The 22,702-nt window shown below is 65.5% G+C and carries 15 protein-coding genes; 7 read left to right on the top strand and 8 right to left on the bottom strand.

The annotated features are described in order from the left end of the window. The first annotated feature begins 11 nt into the window (after positions 1-11). Both K1X11_RS17700 and K1X11_RS17695 read left to right on the top strand, forming a co-directional pair. Entirely contained in the window at positions 12-2,633 is a 2,622-nt protein-coding gene (locus K1X11_RS17700) for an ABC transporter permease (protein WP_221030487.1), read from the top strand. 2 nt (positions 2,634-2,635) lie between these two features. Next, the gene (locus K1X11_RS17695; protein WP_221030486.1) at positions 2,636-3,757 is read left to right on the top strand and encodes a lipocalin-like domain-containing protein; all 1,122 of its coding nucleotides are present in this window, start codon (positions 2,636-2,638) and stop codon (positions 3,755-3,757) included. A gap of 307 nt (positions 3,758-4,064) precedes the next feature. Here K1X11_RS17695 and K1X11_RS17690 read toward each other — a convergent pair whose 3' ends face one another. Both K1X11_RS17690 and K1X11_RS17685 read right to left on the bottom strand, forming a co-directional pair. Beyond that, positions 4,065-6,221: a YgiQ family radical SAM protein gene (locus K1X11_RS17690; RefSeq protein WP_225919384.1), complete on the bottom strand. Its 2,157-nt coding sequence runs from the start codon at positions 6,219-6,221 to the stop codon at positions 4,065-4,067. A gap of 186 nt (positions 6,222-6,407) precedes the next feature. Continuing rightward, positions 6,408-8,198, bottom strand: a complete 1,791-nt coding sequence (locus K1X11_RS17685) for an outer membrane protein assembly factor BamB family protein (RefSeq protein ID WP_221030485.1) — start codon at positions 8,196-8,198, stop codon at positions 6,408-6,410. A 160-nt stretch (positions 8,199-8,358) separates the two neighbouring features. On the opposite strand from K1X11_RS17685, the gene K1X11_RS17680 reads away from it, so the two are divergent. After that, positions 8,359-10,764 carry a hypothetical protein gene (locus K1X11_RS17680; protein ID WP_221030484.1) on the top strand — a complete coding sequence of 802 codons (2,406 nt, stop codon included), beginning with the start codon at positions 8,359-8,361 and terminating at the stop codon, positions 10,762-10,764. A gap of 32 nt (positions 10,765-10,796) precedes the next feature. On the opposite strand, the gene K1X11_RS17675 is transcribed toward K1X11_RS17680, so the two are convergent. From K1X11_RS17675 to K1X11_RS17665, 3 genes are all read right to left on the bottom strand, one after another. Further along, positions 10,797-12,644 (bottom strand): DNA topoisomerase IV subunit B, encoded by a 1,848-nt coding sequence (locus K1X11_RS17675; RefSeq protein ID WP_221030483.1) that lies wholly within the window; start codon positions 12,642-12,644, stop codon positions 10,797-10,799. An 81-nt stretch (positions 12,645-12,725) separates the two neighbouring features. After that, on the bottom strand, positions 12,726-13,106 hold the full coding sequence (locus K1X11_RS17670) for a TIGR03067 domain-containing protein (protein WP_221030482.1): 381 nt from the start codon (positions 13,104-13,106) through the stop codon (positions 12,726-12,728). A 32-nt stretch (positions 13,107-13,138) separates the two neighbouring features. Beyond that, positions 13,139-14,626: a sensor histidine kinase gene (locus tag K1X11_RS17665; RefSeq protein WP_324726019.1), complete on the bottom strand. Its 1,488-nt coding sequence runs from the start codon at positions 14,624-14,626 to the stop codon at positions 13,139-13,141. A gap of 118 nt (positions 14,627-14,744) precedes the next feature. Between K1X11_RS17665 and K1X11_RS17660 the strand changes: the two genes are divergently transcribed. After that, positions 14,745-15,500, top strand: a complete 756-nt coding sequence (locus K1X11_RS17660) for a DUF748 domain-containing protein (RefSeq protein ID WP_221030480.1) — start codon at positions 14,745-14,747, stop codon at positions 15,498-15,500. Between the two features lie 73 nt (positions 15,501-15,573). Here K1X11_RS17660 and K1X11_RS17655 read toward each other — a convergent pair whose 3' ends face one another. Next, positions 15,574-16,050, bottom strand: a complete 477-nt coding sequence (locus tag K1X11_RS17655) for a DUF3291 domain-containing protein (protein ID WP_221030479.1) — start codon at positions 16,048-16,050, stop codon at positions 15,574-15,576. A 110-nt stretch (positions 16,051-16,160) separates the two neighbouring features. On the opposite strand from K1X11_RS17655, the gene K1X11_RS17650 reads away from it, so the two are divergent. Further along, entirely contained in the window at positions 16,161-16,844 is a 684-nt protein-coding gene (locus K1X11_RS17650) for a DsbA family oxidoreductase (protein ID WP_221030478.1), read from the top strand. A 163-nt stretch (positions 16,845-17,007) separates the two neighbouring features. Next, entirely contained in the window at positions 17,008-17,847 is an 840-nt protein-coding gene (locus K1X11_RS17645; protein WP_221030477.1) for a hypothetical protein, read from the top strand. Between the two features lie 141 nt (positions 17,848-17,988). On the opposite strand, the gene K1X11_RS17640 is transcribed toward K1X11_RS17645, so the two are convergent. Continuing rightward, on the bottom strand, positions 17,989-20,223 hold the full coding sequence (locus K1X11_RS17640; protein WP_221030476.1) for a cation:proton antiporter: 2,235 nt from the start codon (positions 20,221-20,223) through the stop codon (positions 17,989-17,991). Positions 20,224-20,320: 97 nt separating this feature from the next. After that, positions 20,321-21,883, bottom strand: coding sequence for a sodium:solute symporter family transporter (locus K1X11_RS17635; protein ID WP_221030475.1), 1,563 nt, complete (start codon positions 21,881-21,883; stop codon positions 20,321-20,323). 361 nt (positions 21,884-22,244) lie between these two features. Between K1X11_RS17635 and K1X11_RS17630 the strand changes: the two genes are divergently transcribed. Continuing rightward, entirely contained in the window at positions 22,245-22,445 is a 201-nt protein-coding gene (locus K1X11_RS17630) for a hypothetical protein (protein WP_221030474.1), read from the top strand. The last annotated feature ends 257 nt before the right edge of the window (positions 22,446-22,702 follow it).

The raw sequence follows: 22,702 nt of genomic DNA, 5'->3' as shown, positions 1-22,702 counted from the left end.
GTCCGCCCGTCATGCGCACCATCACCCCCACCGCTGTCTGGCCGCTGTTGCTGCGCCGCTTCGCCGCCCGCCACTGGCTGCTCGCGCCCGGCGGCTCCGCGTTGTTGGTGCTCATCCTCGCCCTCGGTGTCGCCGTGTTCGTGTCCGTGCGCCTCGCCAACCGCGCCGCCGTATCGTCGTTCTCCCATTTCACCGACACCCTCACCGGCGAGTCCGACTGGATCATCCGCGCCCCCGCCGGCGATCTGCCCGTCTCCGTCCTCAGTGAACTCCGCCAGCAACTCGGCTCCGCTCCCGTCCACCTTATCCCGGTGGTCGAAACCACCGCCGCCCCCGCCGACCCCGCCCCCGGCCAGCCACCGCTCTTCCGCCTGCTCGGCATCGACCTCGTCAGCCTCGCCAACCTCGATTTCCAACAAGAAATCGGCGCCGGCTTCTTCCAAAGTGACACCGATCCCGAGGCCGGTTTCTGGGACCTCTTCCGCCAAGGCCCGCGCGCCTGGGCCAGCCCCGCCGCCGGTATCCAGCCCGGCGATACGGTCACCCTCATCATCAACGGTGAGCCCCGCGCCCTGCCCATCGCCGGCCTCATCCCATCCGCCGCGGAACGCCCCCAACCGCCCGCCGAGCTTCTCATCCTCGACCTGCCCCACCTGCAGCAACTCGCCGGCCGCAACGGTCGCCTCGATCGCATCGAGTTTGTGGTCGAACCGGGTTTCAACGCCAGCGCCCGCCGCGCCGAGCTCGGTCGCCAGCTGCAGGCGTGGAGCTCCGACGGCACCCGTTGGGTCGTCGACACGCCCGGCAGCTCGCGCGAGACCGCCGCCACCATGACCGAGGCCTTTCGCCTCAACCTCACCATCCTTTCCCTCATCGCCCTCGTTGTGGGCCTCTACCTCATCTTCCAAGCCCTCGATGGCGCGGTCACGCGTCGCCGCGGGGAGATCGCCACCTTGCGCAGCCTCGGCGTGAGCCCCGCCAGCATTCAACGCGCCTGGCTGGTCGAAGCTGCCTTGCTCGGACTCGTCGGCGGCGCGCTGGGTCTGCTGCTGGGCTGGGCCGGGGCCCAAGTCTCCGTGCGGGCCGTCGGCGAGACGGTTAACGCGCTCTACTTCACCACCACGGTGCAGGCCGCTCACCTCACCACGACCGAAACCCTCATCGGCTTGCTGCTCGGTTTGGTTGCCGCCCTTGTCGCCGGTTGGGCCCCGGCCCGTTCCGCCGCTCGCACGCCTCCCGCGCAGGTGCTAGTGCGCGCCGGCGAAGCCGATCCCGGGCCGCGCCTGCTGCGCCATTGGCCGGCCGCCCTCTGTTTGCTCGTGCTCGCCGCCGCGCTCACCCGCCTGCCGCCCGTGCACCTCGGCCCCGGGGTGCGTTTCCCGCTGGCCGGTTACGCCGCCGCCTTTCTCGGCATCCTCGGCATGGGCGTCGTATCCGCCGCCTGCCTACCGCGCATCGGCGCCTGGCTGCGTCGTCTGCGACCCGACAGCCCCAGCCTCGCCGTGGGTGCCAGCCAACTGCGCCGCCCCTCCGGTCGCCATCGCCTCGCCGTCGCCGCGCTGCTCGCCGCCTTCGCCATGAGCGGCGGTATGGCCAGCATGGTCGCCAGTTTCGAAACCACCGTGCGCGGCTGGATCGAACAATCCCTGCGCGCCGACCTCTACATTTCCAGCCAAGGCAGTCGCTCCGCGTCCACCGACGCCCGCATCGCCGAGCCGGTGTGGCGCGCTCTGCTCCACCACCCCGCCGTGCGCGAAGGCAACGTGCTCGCCGGCGACCGCATCGAGCTCAACGGCCTGCGCACCACCCTCACCGCCACCGACCTCGCCACCGCCGTTTACCGCAACCACGCCTCGTGGGTCCAGCCGCCGACCGATGAGGCCATCTGGGACCGCACGCGTAACGCCGACTTGGCTTTGGTCAGCGAGAGTTTCACCGAACGTTTTCAACTGCGCCGCGGCGACACCGTGCTCCTGCCCACGCCCGCCGGACCGCAGTCGCTGCGCATCGCCGGCGTTTATGCCGACTACGGCAACGAACAGGGTTCGCTCATGATCGACCGCGCCCACTACGTCGCGTGGTTTGGCGAAACCGCCGTCGCCAACGTCGCCCTCAATCTCCGCGAGGGTTTTGCCGCCGAGGCCGTGCGCGCCGAACTTATGGCCGCCCACCCGGGCTTGCTCATCTACACCAACAGTAACCTGCGCGCGGAGGTGCTGCGGGTCTTCCGCCAAACCTTCGCCATCACCTACGCCCTCGAGATCATCGCCGTGATCGTCGCCCTCATCGGCCTCGCCCTCACGCTCATCAGCGTGCTCTGGGAGCGCCGCGACGAACTCGCCACCTTGCGCGCGATCGGCTTCACCCGCCCGCAAATCGCCCGCGCTACTGCTACCGAGGGCGGTGCCATCGCGCTCGCCGCCGCCGCCGGCGGCACCGTGCTCAGCCTCGCCCTGGGTTGGCTGCTCATCACCGTGATCAACAAACAGTCCTTCGGCTGGACCCTGCAGAGCGACTGGCCGTGGTTCAGCCTCGCCGGCTTCGCCGCCGCCGTCATCGGTTTTGGCGCACTTGTCGGCTACGGCGTCGGCCACTGGGCCGCCAACCTGCCGTCAGATCGGGAGGAAGCATGAGCATGCGCCGACTTCTGATCTTTCTCTGCACGATCACGCTCAGCTACGGCCAGTTGCCGCCGCTGCCTGATCCCTTTCCCGCCACCACGCCGGAAGGTTACGCCCTGCCCCAACCGGGCCATACCTTCAGCTTCCCGCGCGACCACGGCTCTCATCCCGACTTCCGCATCGAGTGGTGGTATCTCACCGGCCACCTGCAGGTCGACGGCACCGATCGCTTCGGCTTCCAAGCCACCTTCTTCCGCTCCGCCGGCGCCCCGCCTGCCCAGCGTTTCGACGAACCCGATACCGCCTTCGGCATGGATCAGCTCCACCTCGCGCACATGGCGGTGATCGACCTGAAAACCGGCGAGTTCCGCCATCAGGAAAAACTGCACCGCGCCGGCTGGGACGCCGGAGCAGCCACCGACCGCCTCGACGTGTTTCAGGGCAACTGGTCGCTGCGCATGACCACCCCCGATGTCATGGAATTGCACGGCGGCGTCGGTGCCGAGGTCAGCTTCACCCTCCGCCTCGCCGCCGCCAAACCGCTCGTGGTCTTCGGCGAAAACAGCCTCTCGCGCAAAGGCGCCGAACCCTCGGCGGCGAGTTACTACCTCACCTACACCCGCCTCGACGCCACCGGCGACCTCACCCTGCAGGGGCAAACCTTGGCGGTGACCGGCTCGGCGTGGATGGACCACGAAATCAGCAGCAGCCAACTCGGTCGCGGTCAGGTCGGTTGGGATTGGGTGAGTATCCAATTTTCGGATGCGCGCGAGCTGATGCTCTACCGCCTGCGCCTCGCCGACGGTCGCTCCGACCCGGCCTCCAAGCTCACTTGGATCGCGAAAGACGGCACCCTCACCAAGGCGCCGTTTACTTGGAAGGTGCTCACCACCTGGACCAGCCCCCACACCGGCGCGACGTATCCGGCGAAGGTGGAAATCACCACCAACGACCCGGCCACCGGAGAGGCCACCACGCTCATCGTCACCCCGCGAGTGGACGACCAGGAGCTCCCCGGCACCCTCGGTGGCATCGCCTACTGGGAAGGCGCCTGCCTCATCTACGACCCCGCCGGCAACCGCCTCGGCCGCGCCTACATGGAACTCACCGGCTACACCGAAGCCCTGGAGTTCTGAGCCGCAACGCAGCTTACACCCCGCGTTCGCTCCCACAATGTAGGCCGCGAGCTCGCTCGCGCTAACCCTGCCCCTCCGCCTCCGTGTCCTTCCGTGCAGTCCGCGAGCCATTCCAACGACAACCGCCTCGGCCGCGCCTACATGGAACTCACCGGCTGGCGCTCTGAGAGGCAACGCAGCGCGAGCAAGCTCGCAGCCTACACTCCGGCGTCCATCCCCACAATGTAGGCCGCGAGCTCGCTCGCGCTAACGTTGCCCCTCCGCCGCCGTGTCTTTCCGTGTGGTCCGTGGGCCAAAACACACAGCCTCACCGCTTCTTGAAGAACTTCTGGAAGGCTTTCGGTTTGGGCGCCGGCTTGGACGCCGCCTTGCCCTTCGCTTCGGGCTTTTCGGTCGGCTTGGCTTTGCGCTTCGGATCAACCGGACGCTTCGCGCCTTTCGTCGCGGCCGCCAAACGTGCTCCGGTCTGCGGGCCTTTGCCCGCCGTTGCCTTGGCGGAGGCCGGGACCTTCATGCCGCACGGGGCGATGTGCGGCGGCGGCGTAACGTCTTCGGTGACCTGTTTGTCGTCGAGGAGTCGCTTGGCCAGGCCATCCAGACCGAGGCGCTTCATCGAGCTGCGCAGCGCCTTTTTCATCTCCGGCTTATACCAGAAGAAGAAGCTGCGCTGCGTCTGCTTGTCCTCGGGCGAACGCGCGACGCTCAGCTCCTCGCCGTTATAGGGGTGCATGCCCGTGGCGTAGATCTCCGTCGCGACCGTCATCGGCGTCGGCGTGAAGTCCTGCACCTGCTCGAGCCGGAACCCGAGGTCCTTGGTTTTGAGCGCGAGCTCGGCCATGTCCTCCGGCCGTGAGCCAGGGTGGGAACTGATGAAATACGGGATGACCGGCTGTTTCTTTTTGCCCGCCTTCTCGCCGGCTTTCTCGAACTTCTCCTTAAACTTGTAGAAGAGGTTGAAGCTCGGTTTGCGCATGACGCGCAGCACGTGATCGCTGGTGTGTTCGGGCGCGACTTTGATGCGACCCGGCACGTGGTGGGCGGCGAGTTCCTCGATGTATTTCTCGTGGCTCGCCTTCACCTCCGGCGTGGTGCCCTTGTCATGCAGGAAGAGATCGTAACGGATGCCGCTGGCCACGTAAGCGTGGTTCACGCCTTCGGTTTCACGCACCGCTTCGTAGATCTCGAGCAAGGGCGTGTGATCGGTGTCGAGGTTGCGGCAAACATCGGGCCAGATGCAGCTGGGACGCACGCACTCGTCGCAGATCCACTGCTGCTTGCCCTTCATCTTATACATGTTGCCCGACGGGCCCCCGAGGTCGCTGATCGTGCCGCGAAAATCGGGCATCTGCTTGATCGACTCGACCTCTTTCAAAATCGATTCCTTCGAACGCGACGCGACGAACTTCCCTTGGTGCGCCGAGATCGTGCAGAAGCTGCACCCGCCAAAACACCCACGGTGCATGTTGATCGAGTGCTTGATCATCTCGTAGGCCGGGATCGGTCCACGCTTGCGATATTTGGGATGCGGCAGGCGCGTGTAAGGCAGATCGAAGGCGCGATCGATCTGCTCCTCGTTCATCGTCGGGAACGGCGGATTCACCACCAGGGTGCGGTCGCCGATCTGTTGAAACAGGCGGCGCGCCTTCACGCGGTTGGACTCGGTTTCGATGTCCTTAAAGTTTTTGGCGTAACGCTCGCGGTCTTCGAGGCAGGCCTCGTGGCTGTGCAGTTCGAAGTCGTCCCAATTCTTGTTCTTGGGCGGCGCCTCGCCCGGCGGCAGCAACACGGCCGTCTGCGGAATCGTGCCGAGCGAGGAGAACGGCACGCCGCGCTTGAGCAGGCGCACGGTCTCTTTGAGCGGCATTTCGCCCATGCCGTAAACCAGCAGATCGGCGCCGCTGTCGGCCAGGATGCTGGGCTTCAGCTCCTCCGACCAATAATCAAAATGCGTCACGCGGCGCAGGCTGGCCTCGATGCCACCGATCATCACCGGCACGTCCGGATACAGGTCCTTCAGGATGCGCGAGTAGGTGACCGTCGCGTAGTCGGGGCGGAAGCCGTGCTCGCCGCCCGGCGTGTAGGCGTCCTCGCTGCGCAGCTTCTTCGCCGCGGTGTAGCGATTGACCATCGAGTCCATGCACCCAGCCGTCACGCCGAAGAACATGCGCGGGGCGCCGAGTTTTTTGAAATCGCGCAGATCGTCGCGCCAGTTCGGCTGCGAAATGATCGCCACGCGCAAACCCTCCGCCTCGAGCATGCGACCGATCACCGCGGTGCCGAAAGCCGGGTGGTCAACATAGGCGTCGCCCGACACGATGATCACATCGATGTAGTCCCAGCCCCGCGCCTCGACCTCTTCGCGCGTGGTCGGCAGCCAGCGCCCCGGGTCCCAGACGGGCTCGTGCGAGTAGACTTTGTTGGACTGCGGACCTTGGCTCATGACGGTGATGTGACCGCGCAACATTGGGCAAAGCCGCCGGTCCGCAACCCCGATCGTAGCCCCCACCACCCTCTCCCCAGCCCCCCGCCCGCCTCCTCCGCTCGCCCGCCAAACGACAAAGCCCAATGTTCGTATTACGAACATTGGGCTGTTAGCGCCCGTTCCTCAGTGAGTTAGGAAAGTGCGAGCGGGGCGGAGCCGGGACCTGGCTTACAGGCCGTAGGCGATGATCGTTTTGCCCTTCTCGATGTGGAAGAGGCGGTCGAGCGCTTCGTCGACGAGGTATTCCGGCTTCTTGTCCTTGAGCAGGAGCTGCTTCTCGCCTTCGCCGTTTTCGAGCGAGATACCCATCAGGCCGATGCCCTTCTTGCGGCCTTCCTCGACGTTGGTGAGCACGTAGGAGTAACCGCCGCTGGACTGGGTGGCCGCGTTGCGTTTGCCGGCGCGGGCGTTGTAGCGGTCGAGCGCGCCATGGATGTTGCCCACGCCGCTGCGGTATTGACTGGACGAATACGACGGGGCCTGCGCGACCTGGGCGTTGCCGGCGGTGGCGGCGAGCGCGGTGACCGCAAACATGAGCGAGTCGCCCAACACGTTGCCCGGCGCGGCGTAGTAAGTGGACCACTTGATGTCCTGCGCCACCGGATCAAAAGCCATGAGGTGCTGCTTGCCCATCACCACGATGTGACCATCGCGGCGCACGATCGCGACCGGCACGTCGAGGCGGCTCTTGCTCGAAGACATCGCGCCCTTGGCGAGGCCGGAGAGACCGCCCAGCGCGCCGAGGCCGATCTTGGCAACGTCACCGCCCCCCATCTTGCGCTTGAACTCGATCTCGACCTCAAACTTCTCCGTCACCGCCGCACCCTCGATGTTGAGACCGTAGAGTTTTTTGGCGTCGGCGAAGAGCACGGTGTTGTGCTCGGGGATAATCATGAGGTTGGTGATGCCTTCCTTGGGCTTGGCGAATTTGAAGAGTTCGTCGCCGGTGTTCGCATCAAAGGCGGCTACGCCGAGGGGCTCCCGCAGCAAGACCGATTGGCCGTTGGAGAAGTTGCCGCCGAAGCGGATGAAGACCTTGCCGTTGATCGGCTCGACCTGGGAAACGATGGCGTTGTCGCGGGACTTAAAGAGACCGGCGTAGCTGGAGATGCGGTCGCTCTTCCAGAGGACGGAACCGTCGGCTTTGTTGAGCGCGAGCACCGAACCACCACCGGCGGCGTAGATGCGATCGCCGTCGATGCGCAGCGGCGCGTAGGTGCGTTTGAAGTCCTTGTGACCGGGCTTAAATTCCTGTGTCCAGACGATCTCGCCGGTGGTGAGGTTGAGGGCGTCGACGCCACGGAAACCGAGGTAAGCCATGTCGCCGTCGACGAGCGGATCGTGGTAGCCGGACAGGTCCTGACGCGGCGCGAACTTCCCGGTGTTGTCGGCGATGTGGAGGCGCACCTCATTGGCTTTGCCGTAGCGGGTCTGCCACTTCACCTCGCCGGTGAGCACGTCGACCGCGCGGAAGATCATGCCTTGCTCGTCCTTGGAGCCTTCCCAGCTGTTGAGGGCAAAGATCGCCATCTGGTGGGACGGGATCGAGTAGGTGGCGAGGTATTGGCCCATGATCTCATCGGTTTCCCAGACGGTTTCACCGGAGAGGTAGTCGATGGCCATGAGCTTCACCTTGGTGCCGCCGAGGCCCTTGGAATGGTTGCACAGCAGGTAGGGCGCGCCGTGCACTTCGCGCACGTTGAACTCGCTGGTTTTGTCGAGGTCGTCGCGCGTCCAGAGCAGTTCGCCCGTGTCGGGGTCGAAAGACTGCACCGCGCCATTGGTGCCGATGAGCAGCGTGCCCAGATCCGTGAGCGCGTTCCAAGTGACCTTTTCTTTGAGTTTGGCGGTCCAGAGTTTTTCGGCTGCGTGCAGCGGGGCCGAGACCAAGGAGAACGCCGCGGCCGCGACCAAGAGCGCGCGACCGAAACGAGGGATAACAAGTGAGTGAGTAGGCATGGGTAGGAGTCAGAGTTTCGTCACAATCCTAGCGGGACCGGTTCTTCACCGGGATACGCATAGGTGCGTAGAGATTGCATCAAGCGACCAAACCCACACGCTGCCCGGCGCTGGATCCGCACCACTGGCCGGGTGGCATTCAGGTTCATCTCCTCCGCGTATGTCCCTCCGTCCGTCCCAACTGCTTGCGGTCTTCGCCGCCGTCACCGTCACCCTCGCCGCCTACTGGCTCGGCCGCCAAAACGGCGCCGCCACTCCAGCCGCTGAACCCGCCGCCCCGATCGTCAGAACCGCCGTGGAATCCCTCGATTCCTCCCCCACTCCGAGTGCGACCACCGACGAAGATTTCGCGACGCTTTTCGCAGAGGTGCGCGCCGCCTGCTCCCGTGGTTACTGGAATCTCAACCTCAACTGGCAACAGCGGTTCAGTGCGCTGAACAGCGCGCAACTGCGCACCCTCACCGATTTCATTGTGCGGGCGGAGCCGTCGGACTCGCGTGGCCAGCTTCGCCGCGCCCTTTACGAACAATGGGCGCAGATCGACCCGCGCGCCGCCCTCGCCCACGCCGGCGGCATCGAGTTCGTGCGCACCCGCGACGACGCCTACCGCAGTGTGTTTCGCGGCTGGTCGTTCGCCAACGTGACGGACCTCGAACAATGGGTGCGTTCCGAGCCACCCGGCGAGCGCCGCGACGAAGGCATCCGAGCGATGGCCACCCAAGTCGACGATCTGTCCCCGGAACTCATCTTCGGCTACCTCGCCGAATCCGGTCTGCTCGAACGGGGCGGCCTCGATACGTTCTCGCTATTCTCGGCCTGGATGCGCGGCGATCCGCAAAAGGCCATCGCCGAGATTACCAGCCGCCTGGACGGCCGCAGTCGCGCGTCGACTTTAAACAACCTCGCTCGCATTTGGGCGGGCTCCGATCCGCAGGCAGCGTTGAGCTGGGCCCAGTCACAACCCGCCCACGAGCGCGGCATGCTGTCGAGCACCGTGCTCACCCGCTGGGCCCGGCGCGATCCCCAAGCCGCCGCCTCCGCCGCGTGGAGCCTCTCCACCGAAAACGCCTTCCTGGGCGGAAACGTGGTGCCATCGGTGCTGAACACGTGGGCGGAGGTCGACCCCGACGCCGCGTTGGCCTGGACTCGCGGCCAACCTCCGGGAAGCAAACAACGCGAGGCCATCGGCTCCGTGCTTCAGCACCTGCTGGACCGCCAACCGGACGCAGCCATCGCCTTTTTGGAAGCGAACCCGGATGAGCTCGCACAACTCTCGGAATCCGCGGCGCGCAGCTTGGGCAACATGGCTCAATCGGATCCCGACAAAGCCCTCGCGCTGGCGATGCAGCTACCCACCGGCCGCAGCCAAAACGCGGCGCTACAAAATTTGCTCAACGCGATCGCGCGAACTGACCCGGCTCGCGCGCTGGCGCTCGTTCACGACCCCGCCTTTGCCAACACCAGGAGCGAAGCGCTCGGCAACATCATCGGTCAACTCGCGCAAACCGATCCCGAAGCCGCCATCGCCGCCGTCCAGCAACTGCCGTCCGCGCAGGACCGGGAAAAATCGCTCATGCAGATCGTCTTCCAGCTGTCGCGTCAGGATCACGACCTTGCCGACGTCTTCGCGTCCGCCATCAGCCCTGGCGACGCCCAACGCAGCGCCTACTTCACCTTAGCGCGCGCCAAACTCCAAGCGGACCCAGTCGCCGCTGCGCAGTGGGTCGACCAGATCGCCGACCTCAGCCTCCGCCGTCAGATCGGGTCCGAAATCGCGGGCAATTGGATGAAGGAAAACCCCGCCGCCACCCTCGCCTGGATCGCCGCGCAAACAGATGCGGACACCCAAAACCAGTTTTACGCCCAAGCCGGTAGCGTATGGGCGCAACAGGATCCCGCAGGGTTCGTGCAGGCTCTGCTCGCCGAACCCAACAGCCCCCGCACGCTCGGCCTCGTCCAAGGCAACCCCGGTGCGTTGGCGAGAGTTGCACCCGAACTTGCCCTGCAGGCCATCAACCAAATGCCCGACGGAGAAGCGCGGAGTGCCCTCATCGGCAGCACCGTCGTAAACCTCGCTCAGCGCAACCCCGCCCAAGCCCAACAACTCATCGGCACCCTGCCTCCAGGGGAGACGCGCCACAACGCCATCAACAACTTTATCAGCAACGCCGCTCAAGTGATGTCCGGGGACGCCCTCGCAACCTGGCTGGACTCGATGCCGCTCGAAAACAACGCCCCAACAGTCTACGCGAACTTGGCCGGCAACTGGATGCACCGCGACGCCGAGGCAGCCATGCAGTGGGCCGACGATCTGCCGGCTGGTCCCTATCGCGACAGCGCCGTCGCGGGGCTGGCCACCAGCGCGGCCATTCGCGGCAACGTCAACGAGGTCACGCCCCTGCTGCTATCGATCCAGAATGTGACCGAACGTGATCTGGCCCTGCGCAATGCCTACGGCTTTTGGCGCCGCAACGACCCCACCGCCGCCCGCGAGTGGATCGAGAGCCTACCGCTGCAGGCCGAAGAAAAGGCCCGGCTGCTCGATCCGACTTCCACCGGCAACTGAACGCCCGCGTATTCAGAAACCGGTTACCGTGATCACGCCTCGATCAGGTCTTTTTCGACGCGGAGGTTTTCGATGATGAAGTTCTGCCGGTGCGGGGTGTTCTTGCCCATGTAGAAGCCGAGCAGGTCATCGGTATCCGTCACGTGCTTCAGGCTCACCGGTTCGAGGCGGATGCCCATGCCGATGAAGTCCTTAAACTCGCCCGGGCTCACTTCGCCCAAGCCTTTAAAGCGCGTGATCTCCGCCGCCTTGCCGAGCTGGTGCAGCGCTGACTGTTTCTCGGCTTCGCTGTAGCAATAGATCGTCTTCTTCTTGTTGCGCACGCGGAAGAGCGGCGTCTCCAGCACCGAGACGTGACCGTTGGTCAGGAGCTCGGGGAAGAACTTCACGAAGAACGAGATCAACAGCAGGCGAATGTGCATACCGTCGACGTCGGCGTCGGTCGCGATCACAACGTTGTTGTAGCGCAGGCCGTCGATGCCGTCCTCGAGATTCAGCGCGCTCTGCAGGAGGTGAAATTCCTCGTTCTCGTAGATGACCTTCTTGGTCAGGCCGAAGGTGTTGAGCGGTTTGCCCTTCAACGCGAACACGGCCTGGGTCTGCACGTCGCGACAGGCGGTGAGCGAACCGGCGGCGCTGTCACCCTCCACGATGAACAGCGTGCTCTCCTCGGCGCGCTTGTCCTTGCCGTCGAGGTGCACGCGGCAATCGCGCAGCTTCTTGTTGTGCAGGTTGGCCTTCTTGGCGCGCTCCTTGGCGAGGTTGCGGATGCCGCTCAACTCCTTGCGCTCGCGTTCGCTGGCTTCGATCTTCTTGCGCAGCGTCTCGGCGGCCTCGGGGTTGCGATGCAGCCAGTTGTCGAGGTGCTGCTGCATGAAGCTCGTGATGAACGAGCGGATGGTCGGCCCCTTCGGCCCCATGTCGGTCGAGCCGAGTTTGGTTTTGGTCTGCGATTCGAAGACCGGCTCCTGCACCCGCACCGACACGGCGGCGACGACCGATTGGCGGATGTCGGCCGCGTCGTATTGTTTGCCGAAAAAGTTGCGCACGGTGCCGACCAAACCTTCGCGGAAGGCCGCCAGATGCGTGCCGCCCATGGTGGTGTGCTGGCCATTCACGAAGGAGTAATACTCCTCGCCGTAGTGGCCGCCGTGAGTGAGCGCGATCTCGATGTCCTCGGCCTCGAGGTGGGCGATCGGGTAAAGGGTTTCGCCGGTGAGCTTCTTGGTGAGCAGGTCCTTCAGACCGCCCTCCGACTTGTAGTTCTTGCCGTTAAAATTGAGAGTCAGCCCACGGTTGAGGTAGGCGTAGTTCCAGAGCATCTCCTCGATATACTCGCGGCGGAAGGCGAAGTTGGCGCCGAAGAGCTGTTCGTCGGGCGTGAACTCGATGTAGGTGCCGTTGCGCTCGTCGCTGGCCTGCACCTTGTGCTCTTTGACGAGCTTGCCGCGCTCAAACTCCACCAGCTTGCACTGCCCCTCGCGCACCGACTGGGCGCGGTAGGAATGCGCCAGGGCGTTGACCGCCTTTTGGCCGACGCCGTTCAGACCGACCGACTTCTGGAAGGTCTTGGAGTCGTATTTGGCGCCCGTGTTGATGACCGACACGCAGTCGATGAGTTTGCCCAGCGGAATGCCGCGACCGTAGTCACGCACGCAGACGGTGCGCTCGGCGAGGTGCACCTCCACGCGTTTGCCGAAACCCATGGTGTATTCGTCGATGCAGTTATCGATCGTCTCCTTGAGCAGCACGTAGATGCCGTCCTCGGCATGGGCGCCGTTACCGAGTCGACCAATATACATGCCCGGGCGGAGCCGGATGTGCTCCAGGGCGGAGAGGGTTTTGATCGATGCTTCGGTGTAGTTGTGATCGGCGGCCATGAAATACGGGAATTTGCGGGTGACTGGGCGCCAAGGCTCAGCGCCACGCGCGGCCTTTCAAGCGCAAACCCGCCGCGCGCCTCAATCGAGGCGTTTGTAGCGCACCGTCACCCAGACCGCGCCCGCCGGCACGTCGAAGGTCGTGGGGCGTTTGCTGCCGTCGACCGCGTAACAGAGCTGCAACACCGGTCCGCGGGTGCGGGCGATCGCGTGAATCGTGTTGCCGGAATGCGCCCCGCTGGTGCCGCGCATGTCGAGGGTCACGGGGTCGGCCGTGAGGTCCCAGGTCGCGTTGCCGTGGTCGGTGCCCTGCGGCGACTTCACCGTGTAGCGCGTCGCTTCGAGCGTGAGGGTGGTCGCCGGCAGTGGAATGGCGGATGCGCCGAGGCGACCGCTCACCGCTTCCCAACGACCGGTAAAGGCGTTCTCGGGGGCGTGGGCATGGGCGTGTTCGTCGGACATAGGTGCCGAAGGTGCGCGGATCGCCGCGAAGATCAACCCGCGCGCTCACGCACGCCGAAGGTGCGCACCGAACGCTGTTGCGAAGCCGACCAACGCGGGGCTTTGAGCGCGAGGGTGAGCGTGGTGCCACGGCCCGGCTCGCTGTCGACCGTGAGCGAGGCCCGCATCAGGTCCGCCAGGCGCCGGGCGATGATCAACCCGAGCCCGGTCGGCGCCCGCAATCCGCCCTCGGCCAGACCGAGGCTCACCCGCTGCGGCGCGGTGAAAAGATTGGCCTGATGACGCGCCGAGATTCCCCCGCCCGCGTCGGTGACCGCGAGGGTGAGCTGTTCGTCGCGCTCCCACTGCACCCGGATGTCGACGGCGCCCTCCTGGGTCTGGTTCACCGCGTAAGCCACGAGGTTGATCAGCACCTGCTGCAAGCGCAGCGAGTCGGCCGACACAAAGGCCGGCAACTCCGGCTGCACCGTCGTTTCCACCCGCAAACGCTTCCACTCCAGCTGCGGCGCAAACATCGCCACCGTCTCATTGAGCAAAGCCCGCACGTCCACCGCCTCGCGTTTCAGGGTTCCCGCCGCCGCTTCGACCTTGGCGATATCGAGCATGGAATCGACCACCCCCAGCATGAGCCGCGCGGTCGACTGGATGGTGGCCACCTGCTCGCGCTGATCCGGCGTCAGACCCGACTCATGCAACCGGCGCGAAATGCCCAGCACGGCATGCAGCGGCGTGCGCACCTCGTGACTGATGAACGACGCATACTCCTCCTGCGTCTCGTTCACCGCCGCCAGTTTCACGGCCTTGCGCTCCGCCTCATCCCGGGCCGCCGCTTCCGCCTGCACGCGCAGGTCGAGCCGCCGGTGCTGCACCCCCAGCGCCACAACGCCGAGCGCGAGGTGCACCAGCACCCCGAGCCAAAAGGGAAACAGGCCATTGATCTCGCTCCCGCCGGCATTGACCGCCCACTGCACCGCCAGCAACAGACCGGATAACGCGAGCGGCGACACCGCCACCAGAAACCACCCCGCGCCCTCCCGCCGCCGATGCCAAGCCCAACCCGTGAGCGCGTAGGACCCCAGCACATTGGCCAAGTTGAAGAGCATGATGACCCACGAACTCAGCCCGAGACCCGTCAGCGCCTTGAGCCCCACCAGCACCAGCGGAATCACATACAAACGCCCCAGCCAGCGGCACCACGCCGCCCAGCGCGACGACCAACTCTCGAGCTCAAAATACGTGCGCACGAACCGCACATACAGCCACGCATAGGGCAACTGGATCAGGTCGCTCAACCAGCCCCACCAGGGTGGCGCCACTCCTTGATCCGCCCCAGGCCCGTTCAGCACGCCCTGCAGCCAAAACACCAGCAACAGCCCCAGCATGTAACCGGCAAAATACACCTGCGCCCGCGATCGCCGCAGTCCCCAGCCCGCCAACGCAAACCCCGCCGCCGGCAGCGTCGCTCCCGTCAGGAGGGCGACCACTTCACTGCGCGAGATGAGATCGTTCCAAGCAACCAAGGCCAGTGGCTGACTTAACATTCGCGCGACCCTGCGACCGCCGTTCACCGCTTGGCAAGCTCCGCGCCTCATTCGCCACACCCTTGCAAGTCATCGCCTTCTGACTCCTCTTCCTCGCATGGCTTCCGCGAAATCCACCCTCGCCGCCCTCGGCGGCATCGTCGTCCTCGTGCTCGTCGTCGCCCTCATCTCGCTGGTCGTCTTCCTCGGCACCGCCGTGAAGCAGACGGTCAACACCTTCGGCCCGCGCCTCACCGGCACGACCGTCACGCTCGACGACGCCAGCCTCTCGCCCTTCACCGGCCGCGGCAGCCTCGAAGGCCTCTTCATCGGCAATCCCGAGGGCTGGACCGGCCCCAAACTCGCCCAGCTCGGCCGCATCCACCTCGACCTCGCGCCCACCAGCCTGCTCGGCGACACCATCCACATTCGCGACCTCACCATCGAGCAACCGGAGTTCGTTTACGAAACCCGCCTCGTCACCTCCAACCTCGCCGAAGTCGTCAAACACATCGAAGCCGCCACCGGCGGCCCGGCCCCCGCCCCCGATACACCCGACGCCGAGCCCGTCGCCCCGGCCAAAAAATTTGCCGTGCAACACTTCGCCCTGCGCGACGCCCGCGTGTCCGTCATCGCTGGCGGCCGCACCCTCGAACTCACCCTGCCCGAACTCGTGCTCACCGATCTCGGCACGCCCGAAAACGGCCTCACCGCCAGCGAGCTCTCGCTCAAGGTCAGCCAGCAGATCCTCACCCAAATCGCCACTGCCGCGACCAAGGCCATCGCCGACGGCCGCCTGAACCTCAACAGCGCCAAAGACGCCGTCGATGCCGTGGGCAACACCCTCAAAGGCCTCCTCGGCGGCGGCAACTGACGCGCGGCGACCACCGGCCTCCGCAGCTACCTCCCTCTGCTGTAGCCGGGGTCGTCGCCCCCGGTTCGTCCAGTCAGGCCGACTCCGACTCCGGTGCCGGCACCGGACACGGCTCCCGCAGCGAAAACGCCTCCGCGCTCGGCCCCTGCGCCGCCAGCAACTCCAAGCGCCGCCGCGACTCGGCCAAACTCGGCTGTTCCCCCATCGGCACCCACCACGCCACGGCCGACGGTCCATCGATCTCCCGAAACCAACGCTCGCGTGCCTGCAAGAAACCGCCGTGCACCCCACGATAAACGTAAGCCATCGCGGCCTCGGGTGATTCCCACACCGAGAGGTTGGGCAGGATGAGCGGATCCGCATACACCGGCTCCGCCGACGCACCATCGGCGTAGGCATTCACATACCGCCAGACGAAGCCGGCCGAACGATCAGCCAAAGCGTTCACGCGGTCCAAGGCCGACGTAAATCCCGCCATCCGCGCGTCATCGAGCGGATACTTCCCGTGCGCGATGTTGAAGAGCGCGAGGTGATGAGTCGTCACAACCATTGCCGATGGTGAACGGCCCCCACCCGCCCAGTGCAACCTTCGGCGCAACTGTCACCATTAAGTCACTTAACATTTGTTAATGGCCGCGCCCCATACCCTAGTCTCCCCGCATGCCTGCTGCCTCCACCGCGCCGATCACGGTCACCTACTACCTCGAAATCCTGTCCTCCTGGTGCCTCTGGGCCCAGCCCGCGTGGGAGGAGGTCCAGGAGCGTTTCGCCGGCCGCGTGCAGTTTGAGTGGCGCATCGCCCTCATGTCGCCCGAAGCCTTTCCGACCTCCCGCGCCCAATGCGATTGGTTCTACCAACGCAGCGGTTTGCTCGTGGCCTCGCCCTTCAAGCTCCACTCCGGCTGGTGGGAAGCCGAACGCGCCGGCCACTACGAAGCCCCCAACTGGGTGGCCGAGGCCGGCCGCGATTTGCTGCCGCCCGGCGACGAACGCATCCGCCTCGCCCTCGCCCGCGCCGCCATGTTGGAAGGCCAAAAGATCGGCGACCTGACCACCGCCGCCCACATCGCCGCGGGCGCGACCGGACTCGATGCCGACACGCTCGCCACCGCCGCCCGCTCCCCTGCCGTGCAGCAGCGCGTGGCCCAATCGACCGCCACCTTCCGCGCCCACCAAATCGACCAACGCCCCACCTTCATCGTCGAAAGCAGCATCGGCGACAAAGCCGTGTTCGCCGGTCTCTGGCAGGCCGCGCCTCTCATCGCGGTCCTCGAACAGCAGCTCAGCGACGCCGCACGTTATGCCAGTCACGCCGCGCATTTTGGTGCTCCCCCCGTGAGCTGAGTTCGGACGGTTCGGAAAATCGCAAAAGGCGTTTGAACGCCCCCGGCAGATTCGTAAGTTTCTGCGTTCCTAAGTCCGGTCACCCCATCTGTCATTCCGGCCGGATCCCTCTCTCACTAACCCACCCATAGGAGAATCCATGACACACGAATCGCGTCTCAACTTGAGTTCCCTCCGCGGCTGGCGCCGCCTTGGCTTCGGCCTCGCCCTGCTCGGTATGCTCGCCGCCCCCATGTTCGGTCAAAAGAAGGACGAAGAAGCCAAAGAAGCTCCCTTCACCGCCGTCCGCGCCGCCGACTCCGACACCATCGCCATCAACAACGCCGGCCAAGTGACCCTCTCCATGGCGCAGGCCCCCAGCTCCGCCACCGACGCGAAGCTCCTCATCGTCAACAGCGCCAACTTCGCCCTCTGGTCCGCCCCGCTCTCCCGCGTGGGTGGCAAATGGACCGCGCAGCTCGACCTCCCGGCCGTTGAAGCGCTCCTCACCGGCAACGCCGTGCAAGCCGAGTTCCCCGGCGCCGCTCCTGATGGCAAGAAGGACTTCCGCGTCAGCTTCGTGCGCGACATGTTCTCCAGCGAGCTCGCCGCCACCGCTTCCCTCGTGAAGCCCAACCAACCGCTCTTCTACAAGGCCCCGGAAAAGCCCGAGCCCCTCGAGACCATCAGCTCCGACACCGACGCCGTGCACATGGGCAGCTACGCCATGGCCTCCCGCCGCTACGACGAGCAACTCTCCGCTTACCGCAGCAAGCTCATCGTCGCCAAGGCCAGCGCACACGCCCTTTGGAGCGACATCAAGACCGCTGACCGTCTGCCGGAATGGCCGGCCTCGCTGATCGCCGCGCAGGAGAAGGCCTACAAGTCCCTCCAAACTGAGATCGATGCCGTCGCCAAGCTCCGCGATACCCATCGCGCCACCGCCGAGTCCGTGGTCTCCGCGTGGAACAGCGCCAACTCCGACGCCGACGAGATCCCCCTCACCTTCCGCGCCGAGTCCTAAGACTCCGCCGCTTCATTTCGTTTCTCGTTCTTCCACCCCGTCCGCTTCGTCGGACGGGGTTTTTTGTGCCCGCCGTATCAACCGTGTGGCTACGAGCGTGAGCGAGGGGCAACGCCAGCGCACCGCCCGCCGTTCCCGCCCTCACACCAACGCATCCCGCAGCGCGCTGATCCCCTCCTCGGGGCCCATCACCAGCAGCAGGTCACCGTCATGCAGGCAGGTGTCCGGCGAGGGACCGGTGTTGCGCTCCTCCCCATGTTGCACGCCCACCACCGTCACGCCGAAGCTCGAGCGGATGCCCGCTTCGCCCAGCGTGAGACCGCACAGCTTCGACGTGCCGGCCACCAGCAAACGCGTGAAATGATGCGGCAGCTCCGACGGTCGCGTCGCGCGCTCGCCGGTTTCCGTGAGCAGCGCAATCGCCTCGGCCAGCTGCGGCTTCTCCGCCACCAGCAAAAGATGGTCATCGGGCGAGAGCGGCATCGTCGGCGGCACGTCGTAATGCGTCACCCCGCCCCGCTGCAACGCCACCACGGTCGCGCTGGTCTTGCGCCGCAGATCCGTCTGCATGAGCGAGCGCCCCACCACGCAACCGTCCTCCGGGATCACCACCTCGGCCAGCTCCACCGGCCACGGGTTGCGTCGGGTCATGGCTTTGATCGCATCGGCCACGGCCTCCTTCGCCCCACTGCGAGCTTCGGCCTCCATCGAAGACATGACCGCAAACTCCAACTGGCTCTGCAGCCGCACTGCCCGTTTCCAGCCGAGCATGAGCAGCGCGATGGTGGAGAGCGCAAACACCACCAACGACGTGCCCGTCGGGAAATACGGCGCGCAGGCGATGAGGAAGAGCGTGAGGAAGCCAAACAGGATGAGCGAAAACGCCCCCAGTCGCAGCACGTCACGCGCAGGGCCCTGCGCCACCAGTCGCAGCGCCGGCCGCGAGAGCGCAATCTCCGCCATCGCCATCGTCACCACGTCGAGACTGCGCAGGATATCCACCAGGAACGGAATCGCCGCCAAGGCCGCGCCCGCCCACAGGATCCGTTGCCAGGTCGAATCGCCCAGCACTTGGGCCGAAAATGAGGCCACGATCAGCAGCGCGTTGAGCAGCAAAAAGTTCACCCCCACCCGCACCAACGGCCGCCGCACCACGCGCAGAAAACTGCTTTCGCGCAGCGTGAAACGCACCGTCTCGATCCAGTCCAGATAGATGGCCAAACCGCTGCGCAACTTGCGCGGAGTGATCCGCTCCGCCAGGCCGACGATGCGCTCGCCCTGCGACACCGCCAGTGGCGTCAACATGATGCTCAACACCGCCACACCCGTCGTCACCGCCTTCAGCGCCGGATTGGTCACGCCGAGGCTGATCGCCAGCGACGCGATGACGAAACCGAACTCACCGATCTGCACCTTCGCCAACGCCGCCCGCGTAGCCGTCGCCGGCGGCACCGCCGCCAGCACAAAACCCGTCCAGCAAGCCAGCAACTTGCCGCCCATCATCAGGCCGGTCACCAGCAGGATGGTGCCGAGATACTGCCAGATCGCCGCCGGGTCGATGAGCGTGCCGATGGTCACAAAAAACAGCGCCGAGAAGAAGTCCTTCAACGGCGTCATCACGACCTCGATGTCGTGCGAAATCGCGCAGCGCGAAAAGATCGCACCTGCCAGGAAGCTGCCCAACGCCAGCGAAAAATGAGCGCTCTCCGCCAGCAGACTCACCGCGAAAATCATGCCCACTACAAACAGCGTGAGGGTCTCCGGATTGCCCACTTTGTTGAGCAGTCGCACCGCCAGCGGGGCCATCAATTTGCCGAGGATAAACACCGCCACGACGAAGATACCGACGAAGAACGTCGTCTGCCCCACCGCCGCAAAATCGAGCTGCCCCGACACCGCCACACCGGCCAGCACCACGAGCAAAATGATCGCGAGGATGTCCTCCAAAATGAGCACCCCCGCCGTGATCTGCGCATAGGGCCGCTGCATGTCGCCCCGCTCACCGATCAGGTTAAAACACACCATCGACGAACTGATCGCGAGGATGCCACCGAGGAACAGCCCCTCCACCGGCGACCAACCCAACCACTGCCCCACCGACGTGCCGATGAGCCCCATCAACATCGTTTGCAGCGCGAGCCCCAGGAAGGACGCCGCCGCCACCGGCCGCAGTTTGCCCAGATCAAATTCCAGGCCGATGTAGAACATGAGGAACAACACGCCGAGCTCGCTCAGCGAAGCGAGGTTGGCCGAGTCATGCAGCGGCGTGGACGGCAGCACATGCGGCCCGAGCAGCAGACCCGCCGCCAGATAGCCGATGATCGCCGGCTGCTTCAGCCAGCGAAAGAAGATCGAGACAAAAGCCGCGGCGGCCATGAGCCACCCCAAGTCGTGCAATAAATGGTGTTCCTCCATGAAAGCTGCGCCCAAGAAGCGTCACTTACCCCGTTAGCTCAAAACGAATCGGCAGATTTCAGAACGCCAGCACGAGAATCAGCGTAAAAAGAAAACCGCCGCCGAGAATGAGCCCCGCGTTGCGGCGGCTCACACCGGCTTCCACCGCCACCACTTCCCCGCCGGTCGGCCGCACCGCCGCCGTCGCCCCTCGTGTCGGCCACGCGAACGCCACCACCGTCGTCACCGCACAGCCGAGCACGTTCCACCACATCCAATGAATCGGCCAACCCGCCAGCCACACCGTGAGGTTGGCGCCGACGCCCGCCGCGACGCCGGCCATCATGCCGCCACCGCGCACGCGCTTCGTCACGAGTCCGAGCACAAAGGTCGCCAACACCGGCCCGTAGAATGCCGAGCCGATCTTGTTGATCGCCTCAATCACCGTGCGGTCGATGCTGCCCGCCCCAAACGCCATCGCCGTCACCAACGCGCCCCACGCCACCGTGGTGATCTTGCCCCAACGCAGGCGCGCCGCATCCCCCGGCCGCAACCACGGCTCCACAAAATCGCGCATGGTCACCGCCGAGAGTGAGTTGATCGCCGAGTCCAAACTCGACATCGCCGCCGCCAAAATCGCCGCCAACACCAACCCCTTCACGCCCGCCGGCAAGTAGAGCAAAATGAACTGCGGCACGAGCGCATCAAGCTTGTCCGCCGGCACCGCCGCTTGCAGCTCCGGGCTCGCCTGAAACACCGCACCCACCGCCACGCCCAGCGTGAGATACACCAGCGTGAGCGGCAGCCGCAGCACACCGCCCAACAACACCGCCCGCTGCGCCTCCCGCGGACTCGCCGTCGCCATCAGCCGCTGCACCTGGCTCTGGTCGGTCCCATAATACGACGCATACAAAAAGAACCCGCCCACCAGATACGCCCAGAACGGCACCGTCGCGCCATCGCCCAAACCCGACGCCCATTGCGCCGCCGTGCGCCGCTCCTCGCCCAGCGCCGCCCACGCCGCCCCCGCCCCACCCACTTCTCCCCATGCCACCGCAATCGCCAAACCCGCGCCGCCCACGATGAGCGCCATCTGCACCACGTCCGACACCACCACCGCCTTCATCCCGCCGATCGTGTCGTAGATGATCGCCACCACCCCGATCAGCAGAATCGTCGCTGGCAAATGCCACCCGAGCATGGGGGACAGCACCAACGCCGTCGCATACACGCCGATGCCCGTCGCCAGTCCGCGGCTGAGCATAAACACCACCGCCAGCAACCGCCCCGTGCCGACACCGAAGCGTTCGGTGAGAAACTCGAACACGCTCACCAGATTGCGCCGCCGCAGGCGCGGCACGAGGAAGAGCAACAGGAACAACATCGCGAGCGGCACCGCCAACTCGTATTGCAACCACGACAACCCACCGCCCGGGCGCAGCGCCACAAAGGCCGGAATCGACACAAAACTGATCGCCGAACTCTGCGTCGCCACGATCGAGATGCCCACCATCCACCACGCGATGCGCCGCCCGCCCAGATAATAGTCGGCATCGTCCGCCTGCCCGCGCGCGAGCCAGATGCTCAACGCGATCATGCCGCCGAGATAGACGGCCAACACCAGCCAATCGAGCGACGCCATCAACAGCAGGCCACAGCGGACAGGGGATTTTGCCAGGGGTTCATGCGGCCCGGTGCAGCAAACCATATGCCGACCACCGCACATTGGAACCGAGGCTTGACGCCGCTCGCCGCGATCCCCTCTCTACGCGCTCCCGCATGAACTTCGCCTCCACGGTATCCGCACTTAAATCCGTCCACGCTCACGTCGTGGCCGTAGTGTCCGCCGTGTCCGCCACGCGCGCACCGAGAGGAGAGTAAGTGCTTCCCACTTTGCCCCCTCCGGTGCCACACCGGAGGGGGTCTTTTTTTGGCTAAACCAGAAAGATCCGCGGCCGGCGCCTCACCGGGGAGGGCTTCACCACCAAGCAAGCCCACCCGCCATGAACACCACACCACCACCGCTGCCGACCAACATGCCGCCGCTCGACGCGACCTGTGACCGCATCGTCGCCGCGCTCACCCGCCGCCTGCGCGAAACCGCCCGCCAGATCGAAGACGTCACGCCGCTCTACGACCACGACTTCCTCATCCCCGTCGTGCACCCCGACCTCGCCGAACCCATCAGCCGAGTGAGCCGCTGAAGCACGCGAGGCACCGAGGGGCAACACAGTCGTCGGGCGTAAAGCCCGACCCACAAATAGGTTACCCTCTAGGATGTGGGTCGGGCTTTACGCCCGACTGCACTGCCTCACCGCCTCCTGACCGCTTTTTATTAGCCACAAAAAGGCACAAAAATTCACGAAAACTAAGACCCAGCGCTGGGGCCGATAACCATGGTCCCCTCTGCGCCCATCCGCGTGATCTGCGGTCCCCCCACCCACCACCTTTTTTGTGCCTC

Source organism: Actomonas aquatica (assembly GCF_019679435.2).
Taxonomy (GTDB): Bacteria; Verrucomicrobiota; Verrucomicrobiia; order Opitutales; family Opitutaceae; genus Actomonas; species Actomonas aquatica.
This window is presented reverse-complemented; position numbering and strand designations above follow the sequence as displayed.